15 protein-coding genes are annotated in these 17,114 nt (G+C 64.4%); 14 read left to right on the top strand and 1 reads right to left on the bottom strand.

Translation table 11 applies throughout. From position 1 onward, the window contains the following. Window positions 1-2 precede the first annotated feature (2 nt). The 8 genes from ASD45_RS17295 (at window position 3) to ASD45_RS17260 (ending at window position 7,804) form a co-directional block, all read left to right on the top strand. Window positions 3-860 carry an ABC transporter permease gene (locus tag ASD45_RS17295; RefSeq protein WP_056912942.1) on the top strand — a complete coding sequence of 286 codons (858 nt, stop codon included), beginning with the start codon at window positions 3-5 and terminating at the stop codon, window positions 858-860. Window positions 861-923: 63 nt separating this feature from the next. Next, window positions 924-1,472, top strand: a complete 549-nt coding sequence (hpaR, locus tag ASD45_RS17290) for a homoprotocatechuate degradation operon regulator HpaR (RefSeq protein WP_056912941.1) — start codon at window positions 924-926, stop codon at window positions 1,470-1,472. 111 nt (window positions 1,473-1,583) lie between these two features. Then, window positions 1,584-1,970 carry a 5-carboxymethyl-2-hydroxymuconate Delta-isomerase gene (locus tag ASD45_RS17285; protein ID WP_056912940.1) on the top strand — a complete coding sequence of 129 codons (387 nt, stop codon included), beginning with the start codon at window positions 1,584-1,586 and terminating at the stop codon, window positions 1,968-1,970. A gap of 16 nt (window positions 1,971-1,986) precedes the next feature. Continuing rightward, window positions 1,987-3,504, top strand: coding sequence for a 5-carboxymethyl-2-hydroxymuconate semialdehyde dehydrogenase (gene hpaE, locus ASD45_RS17280; RefSeq protein ID WP_056912939.1), 1,518 nt, complete (start codon window positions 1,987-1,989; stop codon window positions 3,502-3,504). Window positions 3,505-3,533: 29 nt separating this feature from the next. Beyond that, window positions 3,534-4,514 (top strand): 3,4-dihydroxyphenylacetate 2,3-dioxygenase, encoded by a 981-nt coding sequence (hpaD, locus tag ASD45_RS17275; RefSeq protein WP_056913572.1) that lies wholly within the window; start codon window positions 3,534-3,536, stop codon window positions 4,512-4,514. Window positions 4,515-4,536: 22 nt separating this feature from the next. After that, entirely contained in the window at window positions 4,537-5,400 is an 864-nt protein-coding gene (locus tag ASD45_RS17270) for a fumarylacetoacetate hydrolase family protein (protein ID WP_056912938.1), read from the top strand. A gap of 4 nt (window positions 5,401-5,404) precedes the next feature. Then, window positions 5,405-6,208, top strand: coding sequence for a 2-oxo-hept-4-ene-1,7-dioate hydratase (gene hpaH, locus ASD45_RS17265; RefSeq protein WP_056913571.1), 804 nt, complete (start codon window positions 5,405-5,407; stop codon window positions 6,206-6,208). A 33-nt stretch (window positions 6,209-6,241) separates the two neighbouring features. Further along, the gene (locus ASD45_RS17260) at window positions 6,242-7,804 is read left to right on the top strand and encodes a 4-hydroxyphenylacetate 3-hydroxylase N-terminal domain-containing protein (RefSeq protein ID WP_056912937.1); all 1,563 of its coding nucleotides are present in this window, start codon (window positions 6,242-6,244) and stop codon (window positions 7,802-7,804) included. A 61-nt stretch (window positions 7,805-7,865) separates the two neighbouring features. Here the strand turns inward: ASD45_RS17260 and ASD45_RS17255 are convergent, their stop codons facing one another. After that, window positions 7,866-8,336 (bottom strand): MarR family transcriptional regulator, encoded by a 471-nt coding sequence (locus ASD45_RS17255; RefSeq protein WP_056912936.1) that lies wholly within the window; start codon window positions 8,334-8,336, stop codon window positions 7,866-7,868. A gap of 171 nt (window positions 8,337-8,507) precedes the next feature. On the opposite strand from ASD45_RS17255, the gene ASD45_RS17250 reads away from it, so the two are divergent. From ASD45_RS17250 to ASD45_RS17225, 6 genes are all read left to right on the top strand, one after another. After that, window positions 8,508-9,542: a TRAP transporter substrate-binding protein gene (locus ASD45_RS17250; protein ID WP_056912935.1), complete on the top strand. Its 1,035-nt coding sequence runs from the start codon at window positions 8,508-8,510 to the stop codon at window positions 9,540-9,542. An 11-nt stretch (window positions 9,543-9,553) separates the two neighbouring features. Then, window positions 9,554-10,066, top strand: a complete 513-nt coding sequence (locus ASD45_RS17245) for a TRAP transporter small permease (RefSeq protein WP_200949734.1) — start codon at window positions 9,554-9,556, stop codon at window positions 10,064-10,066. 7 nt (window positions 10,067-10,073) lie between these two features. Next, window positions 10,074-11,375 (top strand): TRAP transporter large permease, encoded by a 1,302-nt coding sequence (locus ASD45_RS17240; RefSeq protein ID WP_056913570.1) that lies wholly within the window; start codon window positions 10,074-10,076, stop codon window positions 11,373-11,375. 51 nt (window positions 11,376-11,426) lie between these two features. Then, entirely contained in the window at window positions 11,427-13,571 is a 2,145-nt protein-coding gene (locus tag ASD45_RS17235) for an indolepyruvate ferredoxin oxidoreductase subunit alpha (protein ID WP_056912933.1), read from the top strand. Then, window positions 13,568-15,085: an indolepyruvate oxidoreductase subunit beta family protein gene (locus ASD45_RS17230; protein ID WP_082540999.1), complete on the top strand. Its 1,518-nt coding sequence runs from the start codon at window positions 13,568-13,570 to the stop codon at window positions 15,083-15,085. Before ASD45_RS17235 ends, ASD45_RS17230 begins: the two co-directional genes overlap by 4 nt. A 269-nt stretch (window positions 15,086-15,354) precedes the next feature. Continuing rightward, entirely contained in the window at window positions 15,355-17,097 is a 1,743-nt protein-coding gene (locus ASD45_RS17225; RefSeq protein ID WP_056912932.1) for a methyl-accepting chemotaxis protein, read from the top strand. Window positions 17,098-17,114: the final 17 nt, after the last annotated feature.

Raw genomic sequence — 17,114 nt, 5'->3', positions numbered from 1 at the left:
TCATGGCTGTGAGAAACCCTTTCGCGCCGCAGACTCCAGGCGAGCGTCTCTGGGCCTTCGCCATGTGGGCCTTCATGATCTTTTTCATCGTCAACTTCGTGGCGATGGTGACGGCGGTCGTCGTCAATTCATTTGGCACGCGCTGGCTCAACGCCTGGCTTCCCGCCGCTTTTACGACGCGGTGGTACGTCTCGGCGTGGAATGAATTTCAGCTGCACGATGTGCTCATCGTCACCTTCGAAGTCGTCGGCGCCGTCGTGCTGTTGTCAGGCCTGCTCGGCGTACCGGCGGCCTACGCGCTGGCGCGGCGCAATTTTCCCGGCAAGCAACTCGTCATCCTGCTGTTCCTGCTGCCCATGCTGATTCCGCCGATCACTTTCGGCATCCCGCTCGCGACCGTGCTCTATCAGGCACATTTCGGCGGCAACCTGTCCGGCGTCATTCTCGCCAATCTTGTGCCGACGGTGCCGTTCGTGGTGCTGGTGATGATCCCGTTCATCGAGCAGATCGACCCGCGCATCGAATCGGCCGCGCGTGTCTTCGGCGCCGGCACTTTCCGGATCTTCATTCACATCCTGGTGCCGCTGCTGGCGCCCGGCATCCTCGCCGCGCTTCTGCTGGTGCTGGTGCGCACCATCGCGATGTTCGAACTGACGTTCTTCACCGCCGGCCCGGGCAGCCAGACCCTCGTCGTCGCGCTGTATTACGCAGTCTATGCCGCCGGCGTGCGTGCGGGACAATCGATCGACGCCATGGCGGTCATCTACATGTTGACCACCTTGGCCTGGCTGCTGATCGCGCTGCGCTTCGTCGACCCGACGCAGATCGTAACCCGGGCCAAGCGCGAGGCGGCGCACTGAGGATTGCCCGCCCCGCCGTCCCGGCCTATGGATGGGCGATCAACCGGGCGAGGCGGCTCAGGGATGGCGAAGACACAGGCCCAGATGCGCTTGCGCGAGTTCTCGCGGTCGCTGCCGATGTCCCTGCTCAAGGCGCGCGAGGCGGTGATGAGCCATTTCCGCCCGAGTCTCAATCACTTCGGCATCACCGAGCAGCAATGGCGGGTGCTGCGCGCGCTCACCGCGGTCGAAACCATCGAAATCATGGCGCTGGCGGAGCGTACCTTCCTGCTGCCGCCGTCGTTGTCGCGCATCCTCAAGGACCTGGACGAGCGCGGCCTGATCCTGCGGCGCACATCGGAAACCGATCTGCGGCGCGGGCTGGTCTCGATCAGCGCCCGCGGCCGTGACCTCATTGCCAAGGCCGGCGCCGACTCCGAGGCGATTTATCTCGAGATTACCGAGCGCTATGGGGCCGCCCGGCTGGAGCGCCTGCAAGACATGTTGCGCGACCTCGAGACCGCGCTCGCCGCGCCCATCGAATCCGGCGAGCTGCCACAGCGCGGCGGCAAAAAGGCCCGCGCGGCCGCCACCGGCCGCCGCAAGACGGCGAACGGCAAGCACGCGCCGTAAGCGGTGAACCGCGGCTGAGCGGCTTCGCCCGCCCGATGAGCAACCCGGTTGACTCCGGCCCGGCTTCGATTAGCTTAACATGTTAAGTAATAAAATACGGCGAGGAACGTCATGCCGCATTTGACGCTCGAATATTCGGCGAACCTGGAGGGCAGGGCCGACATCGCGGCTCTGTGCCGCGAACTGCACGCCGCCGTGATGGCGTCGGGCCTGTTCGAACTCGGCGCCGTGCGCGTCCGCGCTTTCGCCGCTCAGCACTACGCCATTGCCGATCTCGACCCGCGCAATTCCTTCATCGACATGTCGTTCCGCATCGGCGAGGGCCGCAGCGCCACCGACAGGAAGGCCGCCGGAGACAGGATCTTCGCCGCTGCCACCAAGCACTGCGCGGAGCTCCTCGCCGAACCGCATTTCGCGCTGTCGCTGGAGATCCGCGAGATCGATGCCGAACTGAGCTGGAAGAAGAACGCCATTCATCCGCGACTGCGTGGCAAGTGACGGCGGCCGAGCGATCATGAGCAAGCTCGAGACAAACTTGGCCAAGGCGAACGGTTATCTCGCACGTTTCCGCGAGGCCGGTGTGCTCAATCAGATCGGCGGCGAGGCCGTGCCGGCGGCAGACGGCACGACCTTCGAGACGATCTCGCCCATCGACTTGAAGCCGCTGGCCAAGGTCGCGCGCGGGAAGGCCGCAGATATCGACAAGGCAGCGAAAGCAGCCAAGCAGGCTTTTCCGGCCTGGGCCGCCTTGAGCAGCGACAAACGCAAGGCACTGTTGCACAAGATCGCCGACGCCATCGTCGCGCGCGCCGAAGAAATCGCCTTCGTCGAATGCATGGATACCGGCCAGGCGCTCAAGTTCATGTCAAAGGCGGCGCTGCGCGGCGCCGAGAACTTCCGCTTCTACGCTGACCGCGCGCCGGAAGCGCGCGACGGCAAGGCGCTGCGCATGGACGGCCAGCTCAATGTCACCAGCCGCGTTCCGATCGGGCCGGTCGGCATCATCACGCCGTGGAATACGCCGTTCATGCTGTCGACCTGGAAGATCGCGCCGGCGCTGGCGGCCGGCTGCACCGTCGTTCACAAGCCGGCCGAATTGTCGCCACTCACGGCGCGGCTGTTGGTCGAGATCGCCGAAGAAGCGGGCCTGCCGAAAGGCGTGTGGAATACCGTCAATGGCTTTGGCGAGGATGCCGGCAGGGCGCTGACCGAACATCCCGACATCAAGGCCATCGGTTTCGTCGGCGAAAGCCGAACGGGTTCGCTGATCATGAGCCAGGGCGCGGCGACGCTGAAGCGCGTGCATTTCGAACTCGGCGGCAAGAACCCGGTGATTGTCTTCGCTGACGCCGACCTCGAGCGCGCGGCCGATGCCGCCGTGTTCATGATCTACTCGCTCAACGGCGAGCGCTGCACATCGTCGTCGCGGCTGCTGGTCGAGCAGAGCATCTACGACAAATTCACGAGCCTGGTTGCCGAGAAGGCGAAGCGCATCAAGGTGGGCCATCCGCTCGATCCCGAGACGGTCATCGGTCCGCTGATCGATCCTCAGCACCAGCGCAAAGTGCTCGACTATCTCGATATCGGACGCCGCGAAGGCGCGACCGTCGCAGTCGGCGGCGGCAAGGTCGATGGGCCGGGCGGCGGCTGTTACGTGGCGCCGACATTGTTTACCGGCGCCAGCAACGGCATGCGTATCGCGCAGGAAGAGATCTTCGGGCCGGTGCTGACGGCGATACCGTTCAAGGACGAGGCCGATGCGCTCGCGCTCGCCAACGACGTGACTTACGGCCTGACCGCCTATCTCTGGACCTCGGATGTGACGCGCGCCCTGCGGTTCACCGACGCCCTCGAGGCCGGTATGATCTGGGTGAACTCGGAGAACGTCCGCCATCTGCCGACGCCGTTCGGCGGCACCAAAAGCTCCGGCATCGGCCGGGACGGCGGCGACTGGTCGTTCGATTTCTATATGGAAACCAAGAACGTCGCCTTCGCCACCACGAACCACGCGATCGCGAAACTCGGCGGTTGAAGACCCGCGGTTTGATCAAGGAGGGGAAAATGCCGCTGCCGAAACCGAACCTCTACCCGCCCTTCAATATCGTGCGCCTGTCGCACGTCGAATTCGTCGTCACCGATCTGGCGGTGTCGCGGGCCTTCTACGTCGATACGCTCGGCCTGCAGGTGACCTACGAGGACGACCAGACGATCACGCTGCGCGCCATGGAAGAGCGCGGCCATCACTGCATCGTGCTTCGCCGCGGCGAAAAGCCTGTCGCGAACAGCCTGTCGTTCAAGGTCTATGACGAGCGCGACCTGGACCGGGCCCATGACTGGTTCCAGGGTCAGCAGTTGCCGGTGGACTGGGTCGAGCGGCCCTGGCAGGGCCGCACCTTGCGCAGCCGCGATCCGATCGGCATTCCGCTCGAACTCTACGCTCACATGGACCGGCTGCCGCCGATTCACCAGAAGTACAAAATATATGCCGGCGTGAAGCCGCTGCGCATCGACCACTTCAACTGCTTCTCGACGAATGTCGATGACAGCGTCGCGTTCTACAATGCGATGGGCTTCCGCGTCACCGAATACACCGACGACGCCGAAACCGGACGGCTGTGGGCGGCGTGGATGCACCGCAAGGGCGGTGTACACGACATGGCCTTCACCAATGGCCGCGGGCCGCGCCTGCATCACACCGCGTTCTGGGTGCCGTCGCCGCTCAACATCATAGACCTGCTCGATCTGATGGCGACGACCGGCTACCTCAGCAATATCGAGCGCGGCCCGGGCCGCCACGGCATATCCAATGCCTTCTTCCTCTACATCCGCGATCCCGACGGGCACCGTATCGAGATCTACTGCTCGGATTATCAGACCGTCGATCCCGATCACGAACCGATTCGCTGGGATCTCAAGGACCCGCAGCGCCAGACCTTGTGGGGCGCGCCGGCGCCGCGGTCGTGGTTCGAGGAAGGCAGCTTCTTCGCCGGTGTCGAAGTGCGCGACGCCGAGCTGAAAGCGCAGCCGATCGTGGCGCCGTGACAGTGTTGCTGAGGACGGAATGATGACGCGGATCGCAAGCTTTACGACGGACGGCAAGCCCGGCTACGGCATCATCCGGGACGACGGCGTCGTTCATCTGTCGGCGCGCCAAGGCGCGCGCTGGCCGAGTCTGCGCGAGGTCGTCGAGGACGGCGCGCTCGCGCGTCTTGCCGATGAAGGCGGCAAGCTCGCCGCCGATCTGCCGCTCGCCGCGATCCGCTACGAGATTCCAATTCCGGCGCCGGAAAAGATCATCTGTGTCGGCGTCAACTTTCCCGACCGCAATGCCGAATATAAGGATGGCCAGGCGGCGCAGAGCAATCCGTCGCTGTTCGTGCGCTTTCCGCGCTCCTTCGTCGGTCACGACGCGCCGATCATCCGCCCGCCCGAGTCGCTCCAGCTCGATTACGAGGGCGAGATCGCCATCGTCATCGGCAAAGCGGGCCGCCGTATCGCGGAAGCGCAGGCGCTCGAGCACATCGCCGCGCTCACATTGTGCAACGAGGGCACGATCCGCGACTGGGTGCGCCACGCCAAGTTCAACGTCACGCAAGGCAAGAACTTCGACCGCACCGGCTCGATCGGCCCTTGGCTCATCCCCTATGCCGATGAAAGCCAGATCGCCGATATTGCGCTGGAGACGCGGGTCAACGGCGAGGTACGCCAGCACGACCGCACCAGCCGCATGATCTTCTCGTTCCGCAAGATCATCAACTACGTCTCGACCTTCACCACATTGGTGCCGGGCGACATTCTCGTCACCGGCACGCCGACCGGCGCCGGTGCGCGGTTCGATCCGCCGATCTGGCTCAAGCCTGGCGACGTCGTCGAAGTCGAGGCGGACGGCATCGGCCTGCTGCGCAACGCCATTGCGGATGAAGGATAGGCTCATGCTCGCAGCGAACCAGATCGAGGCGGCGGTCGAGCGGCTGGATACGGCGGAACGCACGCGCGTGCAGACCGGCCTCATTTCACTGGCTCACCCGGAAGCGACGATCGAGGACGCCTATGCCGTCCAGACCGCCTGGGTGAAGCGCAAGCTGGCGGGGGGGCGCCGCATCATCGGCTGGAAGATAGGTCTTACCTCCCGGGCCATGCAGTCCGCTCTCAATATCGACACGCCGGATTCGGGCGCGCTGTTCGACGACATGGCATTCGATGACGGCGTGACCATACCACCGGAGCGCTTCATCCAGCCGCGCATCGAGGCCGAGATTGCCTTCGTCATGAAATCGGCGCTGCACGGACCGGACGTGACCATCGCCGACGTGCTCAAGGCGACCGACTACGTGACGCCGGCGCTGGAAATTCTCGACACCCGCATTCACCGCGTCGATAAGACGAGCGGCAAAGCGCGCACCATCGTCGATACGATTTCCGACAACGCCGCCAATGCCGGCATCGTTACCGGCGGCACCGCCCTGCGGCCCGACGGTGTCGATCTGCGCTGGATGGGCGCCATCGTGTCGCGCAACGCCATCGTCGAGGAAACCGGGCTGGGCGCCGGCGTGCTCAATCATCCGGCGCGCGGCATCGTCTGGCTGGCGAACCGGCTGGCCGCCTATGGCGGCGCCATCGAAGCTGGCCAGATCGTACTTGCCGGCTCTTTCATCCGCCCGATCGAGGTGCGTCACGGCGACACCATCGTTGCCGACTATGGACCTTATGGAACTGTGAGCTGTCACTTCGCCTGAATTAAGTGGGCTTCCGGATAAGGAGGGCTGACCATGCGAGCCGAAGACTTCCGCGCCGATAAGACGAGGCCGTTCACCGGCGCCGAGTATCTCGAATCGCTGCGCGATGGCCGCGCGGTCTACATCAACGGCGAGCGCATCAAGGATGTCACCACGCACCCCGCCATGCGCAATTCCGCGCGCTCACTAGCGCGGCTCTACGATGCGCTGCACGATGAAAAGACCAGGGAGCGTCTGACCTCGCCGACCGACACCGGGTCGGGCGGCTATACGCACAAATATTTCCGCGTCGCCCATTCACCGGCCGATCTCGTCGCGCAACAAGGCGCCATCGCCGACTGGGCGCGCATGACCTATGGCTGGATGGGCCGCACCGCTGATTACAAAGCGGCGCTGATGAACACGCTCGGCGCCAATGCCGATTGGTATGGCCCGTTCAAGGACAATGCTCGCGCCTGGCACAAGCGCGCGCAGGAAGCCGTGCTGTTTATGAACCACGCCATCGTCAACCCGCCGATCGACCGTCACAAGCCGGCAGAGGCGGTGAAGGACGTGTTCGTGCACATCACCAAGGAGACCGACGCCGGCATCTATGTGTCGGGCGCCAAGGTGGTGGCGACCTCGTCGGCGCTGACGCATTACAATTTCCTGGCGCAGGGCTCGGCGACGGTGACCGACGATCCGTCTATGTCGGTCATGTTCATCGTGCCGATGAACGCGCCGAACCTGAAGATGTTCTGCCGCGTCTCCTACGAGCAGATGGCCAACACGGTCGGCCTGCCGTTCGACTATCCGCTATCGTCGCGCTTCGACGAGAACGACGCCATCCTGGTGCTCGACAATGTCTTCGTGCCCTGGGAGGACGTGCTGGTTCTGCGCGATGCGGCCAAGATCCTGTCGTTCCATCCCGCGTCCGGCTTCATGCACGGCTATTGTTTCCAGGGCTGCACGCGGCTCGCGGTGAAGATGGATTTCATCACCGGGCTGTTGGCCAAGGCGCTGCGCGCCACCGGCGGCGATGCGTTTCGCGGCAATCAGGCTATGCTCGGCGAGGTGATCGCCATCCGCCACCAGTTCTGGGCTTTCTCCAATGCGATGGCCTACAACCCGGTGCCGTGGGCGAGCGGCGCGGTGCTGCCCAATCTCGAAGCGGCGTTGTGCTACCGCACCTTCATGTCGGAGGCCTATCCCAAGGTCATCGACATCGTGCGCCGCGTCATCGCGTCCGGCCTCATTTATCTGCCGTCATCGGCCAGGGACTTCGGCAATCCCGAGATCGACCGCTATCTGGCGCAATATGTGCGCGGCTCGAACGACATGGGCCACATCGAGCGCATCAAGATCATGAAGCTGCTGTGGGACGCCACCGGCACCGAATTCGCCGGGCGTCACGCGCTCTACGAACTCAATTACGCCGGCGCGCCGGAAGAAGTGCGGTTGCAGGTGCTCAAGGGCGCGGAGCGCGGCGGCCGGCTCAAGGAGATGGAGGCGCTGGTCGACCGCTGCATGGCCGATTACGACGAGCACGGCTGGACCGGCGACACCTGGCTGCCGCCGCTCGACGCCACCAACGCCACCCGCAGCGCGGCCGAGTGACGTGCCGGTCGCCGCACCAACCGCTGCGGTGTGCGAGCCCTTGGCGCCACGGCGGCGAAGCCTATTCGATCTCCGCCGCAATGCGCTTCAGGATCGCGATAAACCGCTGCTTGTCGCGCGGCCCGATGAGGCGGTCGAGATTGCGCTCATGCTTGCGGGCGGCGCGCGTCATCAAGGCCAGGGTCTTGCGCCCGGCCGCCGACAGATTGAGGCGATAGGTTCGCCGGTCGCTATCGACGCGCTTGCGCTCGACCAGACCGCGCCGCACCAGATCCTCGACCACCGGCGTCAGGCTCGATTTGTCGCGACCGCTGGCGACGCTCAGCTTGGTCTGGCTGATATCCGCGTTGCGCGCGATCAGCATCAGCGTCGCGAAGCGGCCCGGGTTTTCGCCGATCGCGGCCGAATGCTGCGAGAAGGCTTCGAACGATGCTTCCTGCGCCACGCGCAGATTGAAGCCCACCCAGGTGGCCAGCGGACCGAAATCGATCGGCTTCACGGTGGCTTCGCCGTCGCGATCGCCGCGCTCCATTTTCTTTCCGCCGCTTTTCCGCACCGCGCTCGTCTCCAAGGGACCGACGGTGTCGCGCACCCGCCGGCAATTAGTTTGGTATCAAACTATCACTTTACAACGCTTCGGACATTCGGTTCAATGTCCGGAAAAGTTGGCGCTACAACCAACTGAACCACAGGGAGGTCTCTCATGAAGTCGCGTATTGCCGCTTGCGCATCCGCGCTCGCCGTCGCCGGTCTGCTCGGCGCGTCGGGCGCCGCTTTCGCTCAGGAAAAGACGTTCGATCTCAAGATCTCGCATTGGGTGCCGCCATCGCATCCGCTGCAGAAGTCGCTCGAAGAGTGGGGCGCCGACGTCGAAAAGGAATCCGGCGGAACCATTCATTACAAGGTTTATCCCGCGCAGCAGCTCGGCAAGGCCTTCGACCATTATGACATGGCGCGCGACGGCATTGCCGATCTCACTTACATCAATCCCGGCTATCAGCCCGGCCGTTTCCCGATCATCGCCGCCGGCGAACTGCCGTTCCTGATTGCCAACGGCAAGGGCGGCACGCAGGCGCTCGACGCCTGGTATCGCAAATACGCCGAGAAGGAGATGAAGGACGTCAAGTTCTGCCTCGCCTTCGTGCACGATCCAGGCACGTTTCACTCGAAGACCAAGAAGATCATGGTGCCCGAAGACATCAAGGGCATGAAGATCCGCCCGGCGCACGCCACCATGGCGACCTTCGTCACCCAGCTTGGCGGCACCAATGTGCAGTCGAGCGCGCCGGAAGTGCGCGACATCCTGGAAAAGGGCGTCGCCGACGCGGTGACCTTCCCGTGGGGCTCGATCCCGCTGTTCGGCATCGACAAGGTGACCAAGTATCACATGAACGTGCCGCTCTACGTCACCACCTTCGCGCTGGTGTTCAACAAGGACAAATACAACGCGATGTCCGCGAAGCAGAAGAAGGCGATCGACGACCACTGCACCAACGAATGGGCGTTGAAGGTCGCGAGCCCGTGGGCTGACTTCGAGCACGGCGGCATCGCCAAGCTCAAGGCGGAAGCCGGGCACGAGGTCTACGACATCTCCCCGGCCCAGCTCGCCGAGTGGAAAAAGGCGGCCGAACCGTTGCACAAGACGTGGGCGGATGGCGTCAAGAAAGCCGGCGGCGATCCCGATGCGATCATGAAGGATCTCAAGGCCGAGCTCACCAAATTCAAATCGGCCTACTGATGAACGGCGCGGTGGCACGCGGTCCGGTCGACCGCTTTATCGATGCCATCGAAGTGACGGCGGCGAGTTTTCTCGCCGTCGTCACGCTGCTCACTTTTGTCTCCGTTCTGCTGCGCTATTTTTTCGCCTGGGCGATTCCCGATTCCTACGACTTCACCCGGCTGCTGCTCGGCATTCTCATCTTCTGGGGCATCGCGGTCGCGGGCTATCGCGGCGATCATATCTCGGTCGATCTGTTGTGGAGCGCGTCGCCGCCATGGGCCAAACGCGTCATGGACGTGTTCGCCGCGCTTGTGACGCTCATCGCCATGGTCGCGCTGGCCTGGATGTTTGCCATCAAGGTGCTTGGCACTCGCGCCGACAACGTCGGCACGTTCGACCTGCGGCAGCCGGTGTGGATCTACTATTTCGTTGCGTGGATCGGGCTGGCCTCGTCGGTCATTTTGCTCGTTGCGCGCACGGTGCGCCTGGTGTTGTGGCCCGAGAAGCTCGCCCGGCCGAGCGAAATCCATTCAGTCGAGTGAATTGCTCATGAGCACCGACGCCGTCGCCGCCATCGGATTTGTCGCGCTGTTCGCGCTCATGATGCTCCGCGTACCGGTTGGCATCGCCATGGGCGCCGTGGGCGTGCTCGGGTTTGGCTACGTCGTCGGCGACATCGGCCCGGCGCTGAAGATCCTGGCGCAGTCGCCTATCCGCACCGCGACTGACGCGGAATTCGCCGTCATTCCGCTGTTCCTGCTGATGGGCGCTTTCGCCTCGTCGTCGGGCATGAGTCGCGAACTGTTTCGCGCCTCCAATACCTTTCTCGGCCATTTCCGCGGCGGTCTCGGCATCGCCACCATCGCCGCGTGCGGCGGCTTCGCCGCGATCTGCGGTTCATCGGTCGCCACCGCCGCGACCTTCTCGAAGGTGGCCTATCCGGAGATGCGGCAATACGGCTATCCGCAGAGCTTCGCCACCGGCGTGATCGCGGCCGGCGGTTCGCTCGGCATCATGATCCCGCCGTCGACGGTGTTCGCGGTTTACGGCCTGATCACGGAGCAGGACATTGGCAAGTTGTTCATTGCCGGTGTGGTGCCCGGCCTTCTCGCCATCGGCATGTACATCCTCACCATCAATATCATCGCGCTGGTGCGACCGGGTTTCCTGCCCAAGACGCCGCGGCATAGCTGGGCCGAGCGTATCGAGGCGCTGCGCGACATCTGGGCGGTGGTGCTGCTGTTCTTCTTCATCATCGGCGGGCTCTACGCCGGCATGTTCACCGCGACCGAAGCAGCTGGCATGGGCGCGGCCGGCGCTTTCATCATCGCTGTCGTTCGCCGCAAGCTGTCGCGCGAGGAATTCATGCGCAGCCTTATCGAGTCGCTGCGTACCAGCGCGTCGGTGTTCACGATCCTGATCGGCGCGTTGATCTTCGGCTACTTCCTCACCGTGACGCAGGTGCCGCAGCGCCTCACCGAATTCCTGACCGGCCTCGGCCTCGGACCCTACGGTGTGCTGGTGCTGATCATGCTGATGTATCTCGTCCTCGGCTGCATCATGGACGCGATGGCCATGATCATCTTGACGATTCCGATCGTGTTCCCGGTGATCAAGGCGCTCGGCTTCGACCCAATCTGGTTCGGCGTTATCATCGTCATGACGGTCGAGCTCGGGCTGATCCATCCGCCGGTCGGCATGAACGTCTTCGTCATCAAGAGCGTGATCAAGGACGTCAAGCTGTCGACCGTCTTCAAGGGCGTGCTGCCCTTCGTCGCAACGGACATCATCCGGCTGGCGATCCTGATTCTGTTCCCGATCCTGGCGACCTGGTTGCCCTCGCATATGTAGAGCAGCACATCGCGACGATCGGTGGTGAGACTGCGGCCGGGAGGCCACGATATGGAACGTTCATTCAAGAAAGAAGTCGAAGCGCTGAAACTGGGCGACGGCGACACCTTCCACGGCGAAGGCATCCTCGCCGTCACCAAGGCGCTGCTGCAATCCGGCGTGTCTTACGTCGGCGGCTATCAGGGCGCGCCGGTCTCGCACTTGCTGGACGTGCTGGTCGATGCCGAAGGCATCATGGCCGAGCTCGGCGTGCACCTTGAGACCTGCTCGAACGAAGCCAGCGCTGCGGCGATGCTGGGCGCTTCGATCAACTATCCGCTGCGCGGCGCAGTGACCTGGAAGTCCATCGTCGGCACCAATGTCGCCGCCGACGCGCTGTCGAACCTGTCGTCGCCCGGCGTCATCGGCGGCGCCATGATCATCCTCGGCGAGGATTATGGCGAGGGCGCCAGCGTCATTCAGGAGCGTTCCTATGCTTATGCGCTGAAGTCGTCGATGTGGCTGCTTGATCCGCGGCCCGACCTGCCGACCATCGTGCGCATGGTGGAGAAGGGCTTTGAGCTGTCGGAAGCCAGCCACGCGCCGGTGATGCTCGACCTGCGCATCCGCGCCTGCCACGTCACCGGAGAATTCGCCGCCAAGGACAACCGCAAGGGTGAGGTGTCTGGCCTCAACCGGCTGGCCGGTCCGCCGCGCTTCAACTATGAGCGGCTGGCGCATCCCCCGGTGATCTACGCGCAGGAGAAGCTGAAGATCGAACAGCGGCTGCCGGCCGCGCGCGCCTTCATTCGCGAGCACAAGCTCAACGAGAGCATTCCAGGTGATCTCGGCGATATCGGAATCATCGCCATGGGCGGGCTGACCAACAGCGTGCTGCGTGGGCTGGAACGGCTCGGGCTTGCCGACGTGTTCGGCGCCTCGCGCGTTCCGGTTCACGTGCTGAATGTTGCCTATCCGCTGGTGCCGGAAGAGGTTCGCGAATTCTGCGCCACCAAGCGCGCCGTGCTGGTGGTCGAGGAAGGTCACCCGGATTACATCGAGCAGGCCGTCAACGTTGAACTGCGTCGCGCCGACATCCAGACCAGGATCTACGGCAAGGGCGTGCTGCCGCAGGCCGGCGAATATTCCTCCGAAGTGCTGCTCGAGGGCTTGGCCGCCTTCCTGCAGGCCGCAAGACCGAACGGCGTCGATGCCGATGCGATCGCCGACAAGGCCCGCGCTGTCATCGCCCGCAAGGCCGCGACCGCACAGGCCATGGGCGTTGCATTGCCGCCGCGGCCGCCGACCTTCTGCACCGGCTGTCCGGAACGGCCGGTGTTCTCGGCCATCAAGCTGATGCAGCGCGAGATCGGGCCGGCCCACATCTCGGCGGACATCGGCTGTCATGCTTTCGCGACCTTTGCGCCGTTCTCGTTCGGCAATTCGATTCTCGGCTACGGCATGTCGCTGGCGAGCGCCGCGGCGGTCGGACCCAACATGGAGCGCCGGCCGATCGCGATCATGGGCGATGGCGGCTTTTGGCATAACGGTCTGATCACCGGCGTCGCTTCCAATCTGTTCAACAAGGGCGACGGCGTGCTCGTCGTTATGCAGAACGGCTACACCTCGGCGACCGGCCTGCAATACATGCCGTCGAGCAAGTCCAGCCGCACTGGCGCGGCGCCGGGCATGGACATCGAGCAAACCTTGCGTTCGATGGGCGTGAAGTGGATGCGCAAGGTGCGGACCTACAGCGTGGCGAAGATGGCGGCGACGCTTAAAGATGCAATGAAGAGCGCCGAGCACGGCCTCAAGGTCATCATCGCCGATGGCGAATGCCAGTTGGCGCGGCAGCGCCGCGTCCGCGCCGAGGATGCGGTCAAGCTCGAGCGCGGCGAGCGCGTCACCCGCACGCGCTACGGCGTCGATGACGCCATCTGCACCGGCGATCATTCTTGTATCCGTCTTTCCGGCTGCCCGTCGCTGACGGTGAAGCCGTCGCCAGATCCGCTGCGGACCGATCCGGTGGCGAGCGTCATCGACAGTTGCGTCGGCTGCGGCCTGTGCGGCGAGGTCGCGCACGCGGCGGTGCTGTGCCCTTCGTTCTACCGCGCCGAGATCGTGCGCAATGCCACATGGTGGGACCGCACGCTGTTCAGAGTGCGCCAGACGGTGATTGGCTGGCTCGGCGGCTATAACGGCGCGGCGACCGCATGACCGCCACCCGCCCAATCACCATGCTGATCGCCGCGCTGGGCGGCGAAGGCGGCGGCGTGCTCACCAACTGGATCGTCAGCGCCGCGGAAGCGGCCGGCTTTCCGGTGCAATCGACCTCGATCCCCGGCGTCGCACAGCGCACCGGCGCCACCACGTATTACATCGAAATCTTCCCCGAGCAGGCTTCGGCTCTGAACGGAAAGCGCCCGGTGCTGGCGCTGACGCCGGGCATCGGCGACATCGATATCGTGGTCGCGAGCGAGTTGCTCGAAGCCGGCCGCACCACGCTCAACGGCTTCGTCACGCCCGACCGCACCCATGTCATCGCCTCACTCAGCCGCTTCTTCACCATGGATGAAAAGACCGCCATGGGCGACGGCCGCTTTGACGACGATAAGCTGATTAAGCTGATCGAGGGTCAGGCGCGCGGCGCCTTCCTGTTCGATATGACCGGGCTGGCCCAACAGAACGGCGCCATGGTCAATGCCGTCATGCTCGGCGCCATCGCCGGCTCCGGCCGGCTGCCTATCAGCGCCGAGCAATTCGCCGCCGCCATCGGCCGCGAGGGCAAGGCCGGCGAGGCCAATCTGCGCGGCTTCCAGGCCGGGCTTGCCGCCGCACAGGCGCAGACCGGGAGGGGAAAAGCCGTTGCCGTCAAAAAGGGTGCGCCGGCGACCTTGGCCTCGCTCGAACAGCAAGCGTCGGCCGCCTATCCCGGCATCGCGCAACCGATTGTCGTTGAGGGCGTGCGCCGCTTGGTGCCGTATCAGAGCATCGCCTATGCCCAGCTCTACCTCGACCGTCTGAAGCCGGTTGCCGAGGCGGACCGGCGCAGCAGCGCCCAGGGTGCCCTGCTCAAGGAAGTAGCCCGGCATCTGGCGGTGCGGATGTCTTACGAGGACGTCGTGCGCGTGGCGCAGGAAAAGATCGCGCCGGAGCGCATGGCGCGTATTGCCCGCGAGGAATTGCGCGCCAAGGGCGAGCCCTATTCGGTGCACGATTTCCTCAAGCCCGGCATCGAGGAGTTGTGCCAGTTGCTGCCGCCGGTAATCGCCCGGCCGATTCTCCGCCTGGCCGAACGCAAAGGCTGGCTCGGCCGCATCCATTTCGGCATGGAAATCAATTCGACCTCGGTGACTGGCTATCTGCGCTTTCTCATGCTGGCCAAGCTCCGCGCCGTCCGGCCCTACGGCTATCGGTATGCCCAGGAGCAGGCGCAGATCGAATCGTGGCTTGGCTTGATCGCGGAGGCCGCGACACGCTCATCGGCGCTGGCGCTCGAAGTCGCCGAATGCGCACGGCTGATCAAGGGCTATGGCGATACCCATGCCCGCGGCTTGTCGAACTACGGCCGGATCGAGGAGGCGCTGATTCGTCCGGCGATCGCCGGGCGCATGCCGCTTGACCGCGCCATCGATGCCATCGCCTCGGCGCGCACGGCGGCACTGGTCGATCCGGAAGGCGAAAGCCTGGCCAAGTGCCTCATCGAGAGCGGCGCGGCGCAAGCGGCCTAGGATCCGGCACCTTCCGATCAAACAACAAGATCGTTCTGCGGAATCGCAGGTGGCAATCGACGGCCGGTCCCCACCAACGCACCGCACTGTTAATCCAGTTTGTCTATTCGCCAGCATTGGCCGATCAAACATTTATTTAACCGGAACCCATAACGTGGCGCTAACCGCGTCGCGGGCCGACCTCCGCTCAGATCGTGAGGTGACGGGCCGGTCCGGTGTTGTGCAAGGGGCACGATCAGGCGGCGGCGGGCCGTCAAGGGGCATTATTGATGCGAATCTTCTACGGATTACAGGCGCGCCTTTACGGCATCGTGGTCCTGGCGCTGGCCGGTCTCTTCGTTCTGGGGGCGGTTAACACCTACAAGGCCTCGGAAGGTCTGACCTTGCGCCGCCAGGCCGAGCTCAAGAATCTTGTCGAAGCGGCGTATGGCGCGGTGGCCGCGCAGTACGACCTCTTCAAAGCCGGCAAAATGACAGAAGAGCAGGCCAAGAAGGCCGCCGGCGATGCGCTGACCAGCATGCGCTTCCAGGGTGACAACTATTTCTTCGTCACCGGCATGGACAGCACCAACGTCCTCAACCCCGGCAATCCGAAGATGGTCGGGAAGGATATGAGCCAGTTCAAGGACGCGAGCGGCAGGTTCTTCGTGCAGGAAATGACGAAGATCGCCCGCGAGCAGGGCGAAGGCTTCGTCGACTATGACTGGGCCAAGCCCGGCACGGACAAGCCGATCGGCAAGACCTCATATATCAAGCTGTTCGCGCCGTGGGGCTGGATCGTCGGCACCGGCGTCTACAACGACGACATCGCGATCGACCGCGACAAGCTGCTGTCGGCCACCTTGTTGGTCGGCCTGATCATCGCCGTGATCACCGGCGGTCTCGCCTTCTTCGTGGCCCGCAACATCAACAGCCGGGTGTCACGCCTCGGTTCGCTCAGCACGATCGTCGAGGAGCTGTCGCGCGGCAATTTCGCGGTGAAACTGCCGGAAATCAGCGGCAACGACGAGATCGGCCGCATCACGACGGCGATCCGGGCGATGGTGGACCGTCTCGCCGGGACGATGCTCGCCATCACGCAGGCGAGCGGCGAAGTCACCAACGCCTCGGCCGAGATTTCGACGAGCACCACCGATCTGTCGCAGCGCACTGAAGAGCAGGCGGCCAGCCTCGAAGAGACCACGGCCGCCATGCAGGAACTGGCGCAGACGGTGAAGCGCAACGCCACCAACGCCCAGGAAGCCAACCGGTCCGCCGGTACGACCCGCGAAGTGGCGGATCGCGGCGGTCAGGTGGTCGTGCAGGCCGTGCAGGCGATGGCCAAGATCGAAGAATCGTCGCGCAAGATCTCCGACATCATCGGCGTCATCGACGAGATTGCGCGACAGACCAACCTTTTGGCGCTCAACGCGGCGGTGGAAGCCGCGCGCGCCGGCGAGGCCGGCCGCGGCTTCGCCGTGGTCGCTTCGGAAGTGCGCAGCCTGGCGCAGCGCTCTTCGCAGGCGGCCAAGGACATCACCGACCTCATCACGAATTCGAGCGGTCAGGTGAAGGATGGCGTCGACCTCGTGAATCGCGCCGGCGTTTCGCTCAATGAGATCGTCGAATCGATCAAGGGCATGACCACGGTCGTCGCCGAAATCGCCGAGGCGAGTTCGGAGCAGGCCACCGGTATCGAGGAAATCAACCGCGCGCTGGCGCAGATGGACGAGGCGATCCAGCAGAACTCCGCGCTGGTCGAAGAGAACTCGGCGACCGCCAAGACGCTCGAGCATCAGGCGCAGGCGATGGACGAACAGATTTCGTTCTTCCGCATCGAAGCCGGCGGGCAGCGGGCGGCTTCCGCGCCCGCCCGCGCCCCGATGGCGGCGCCCAAAGCGGCCGCGATTGCCAGACCGGTCGCGGTGAAAAAGCCGCAGAAGGCAATGCCGCAGCTCAAGCACGTCGCCTCCGGCGGCGGTGCGGCGGTCAAGCGTGCCGCTCCCGAGGCCGACGACTGGAAAGAGTTCTAGGTCGTCGCCTTAGCCGC

Origin of the sequence: Pseudolabrys sp. Root1462 (assembly GCF_001426945.1) — a bacterium.
Lineage (GTDB): Bacteria > Pseudomonadota > Alphaproteobacteria > Rhizobiales > Xanthobacteraceae > Pseudolabrys.
The sequence above is the reverse complement of the archived record's forward strand: the minus strand, read 5'-3'. Positions and strand labels throughout refer to the sequence as shown.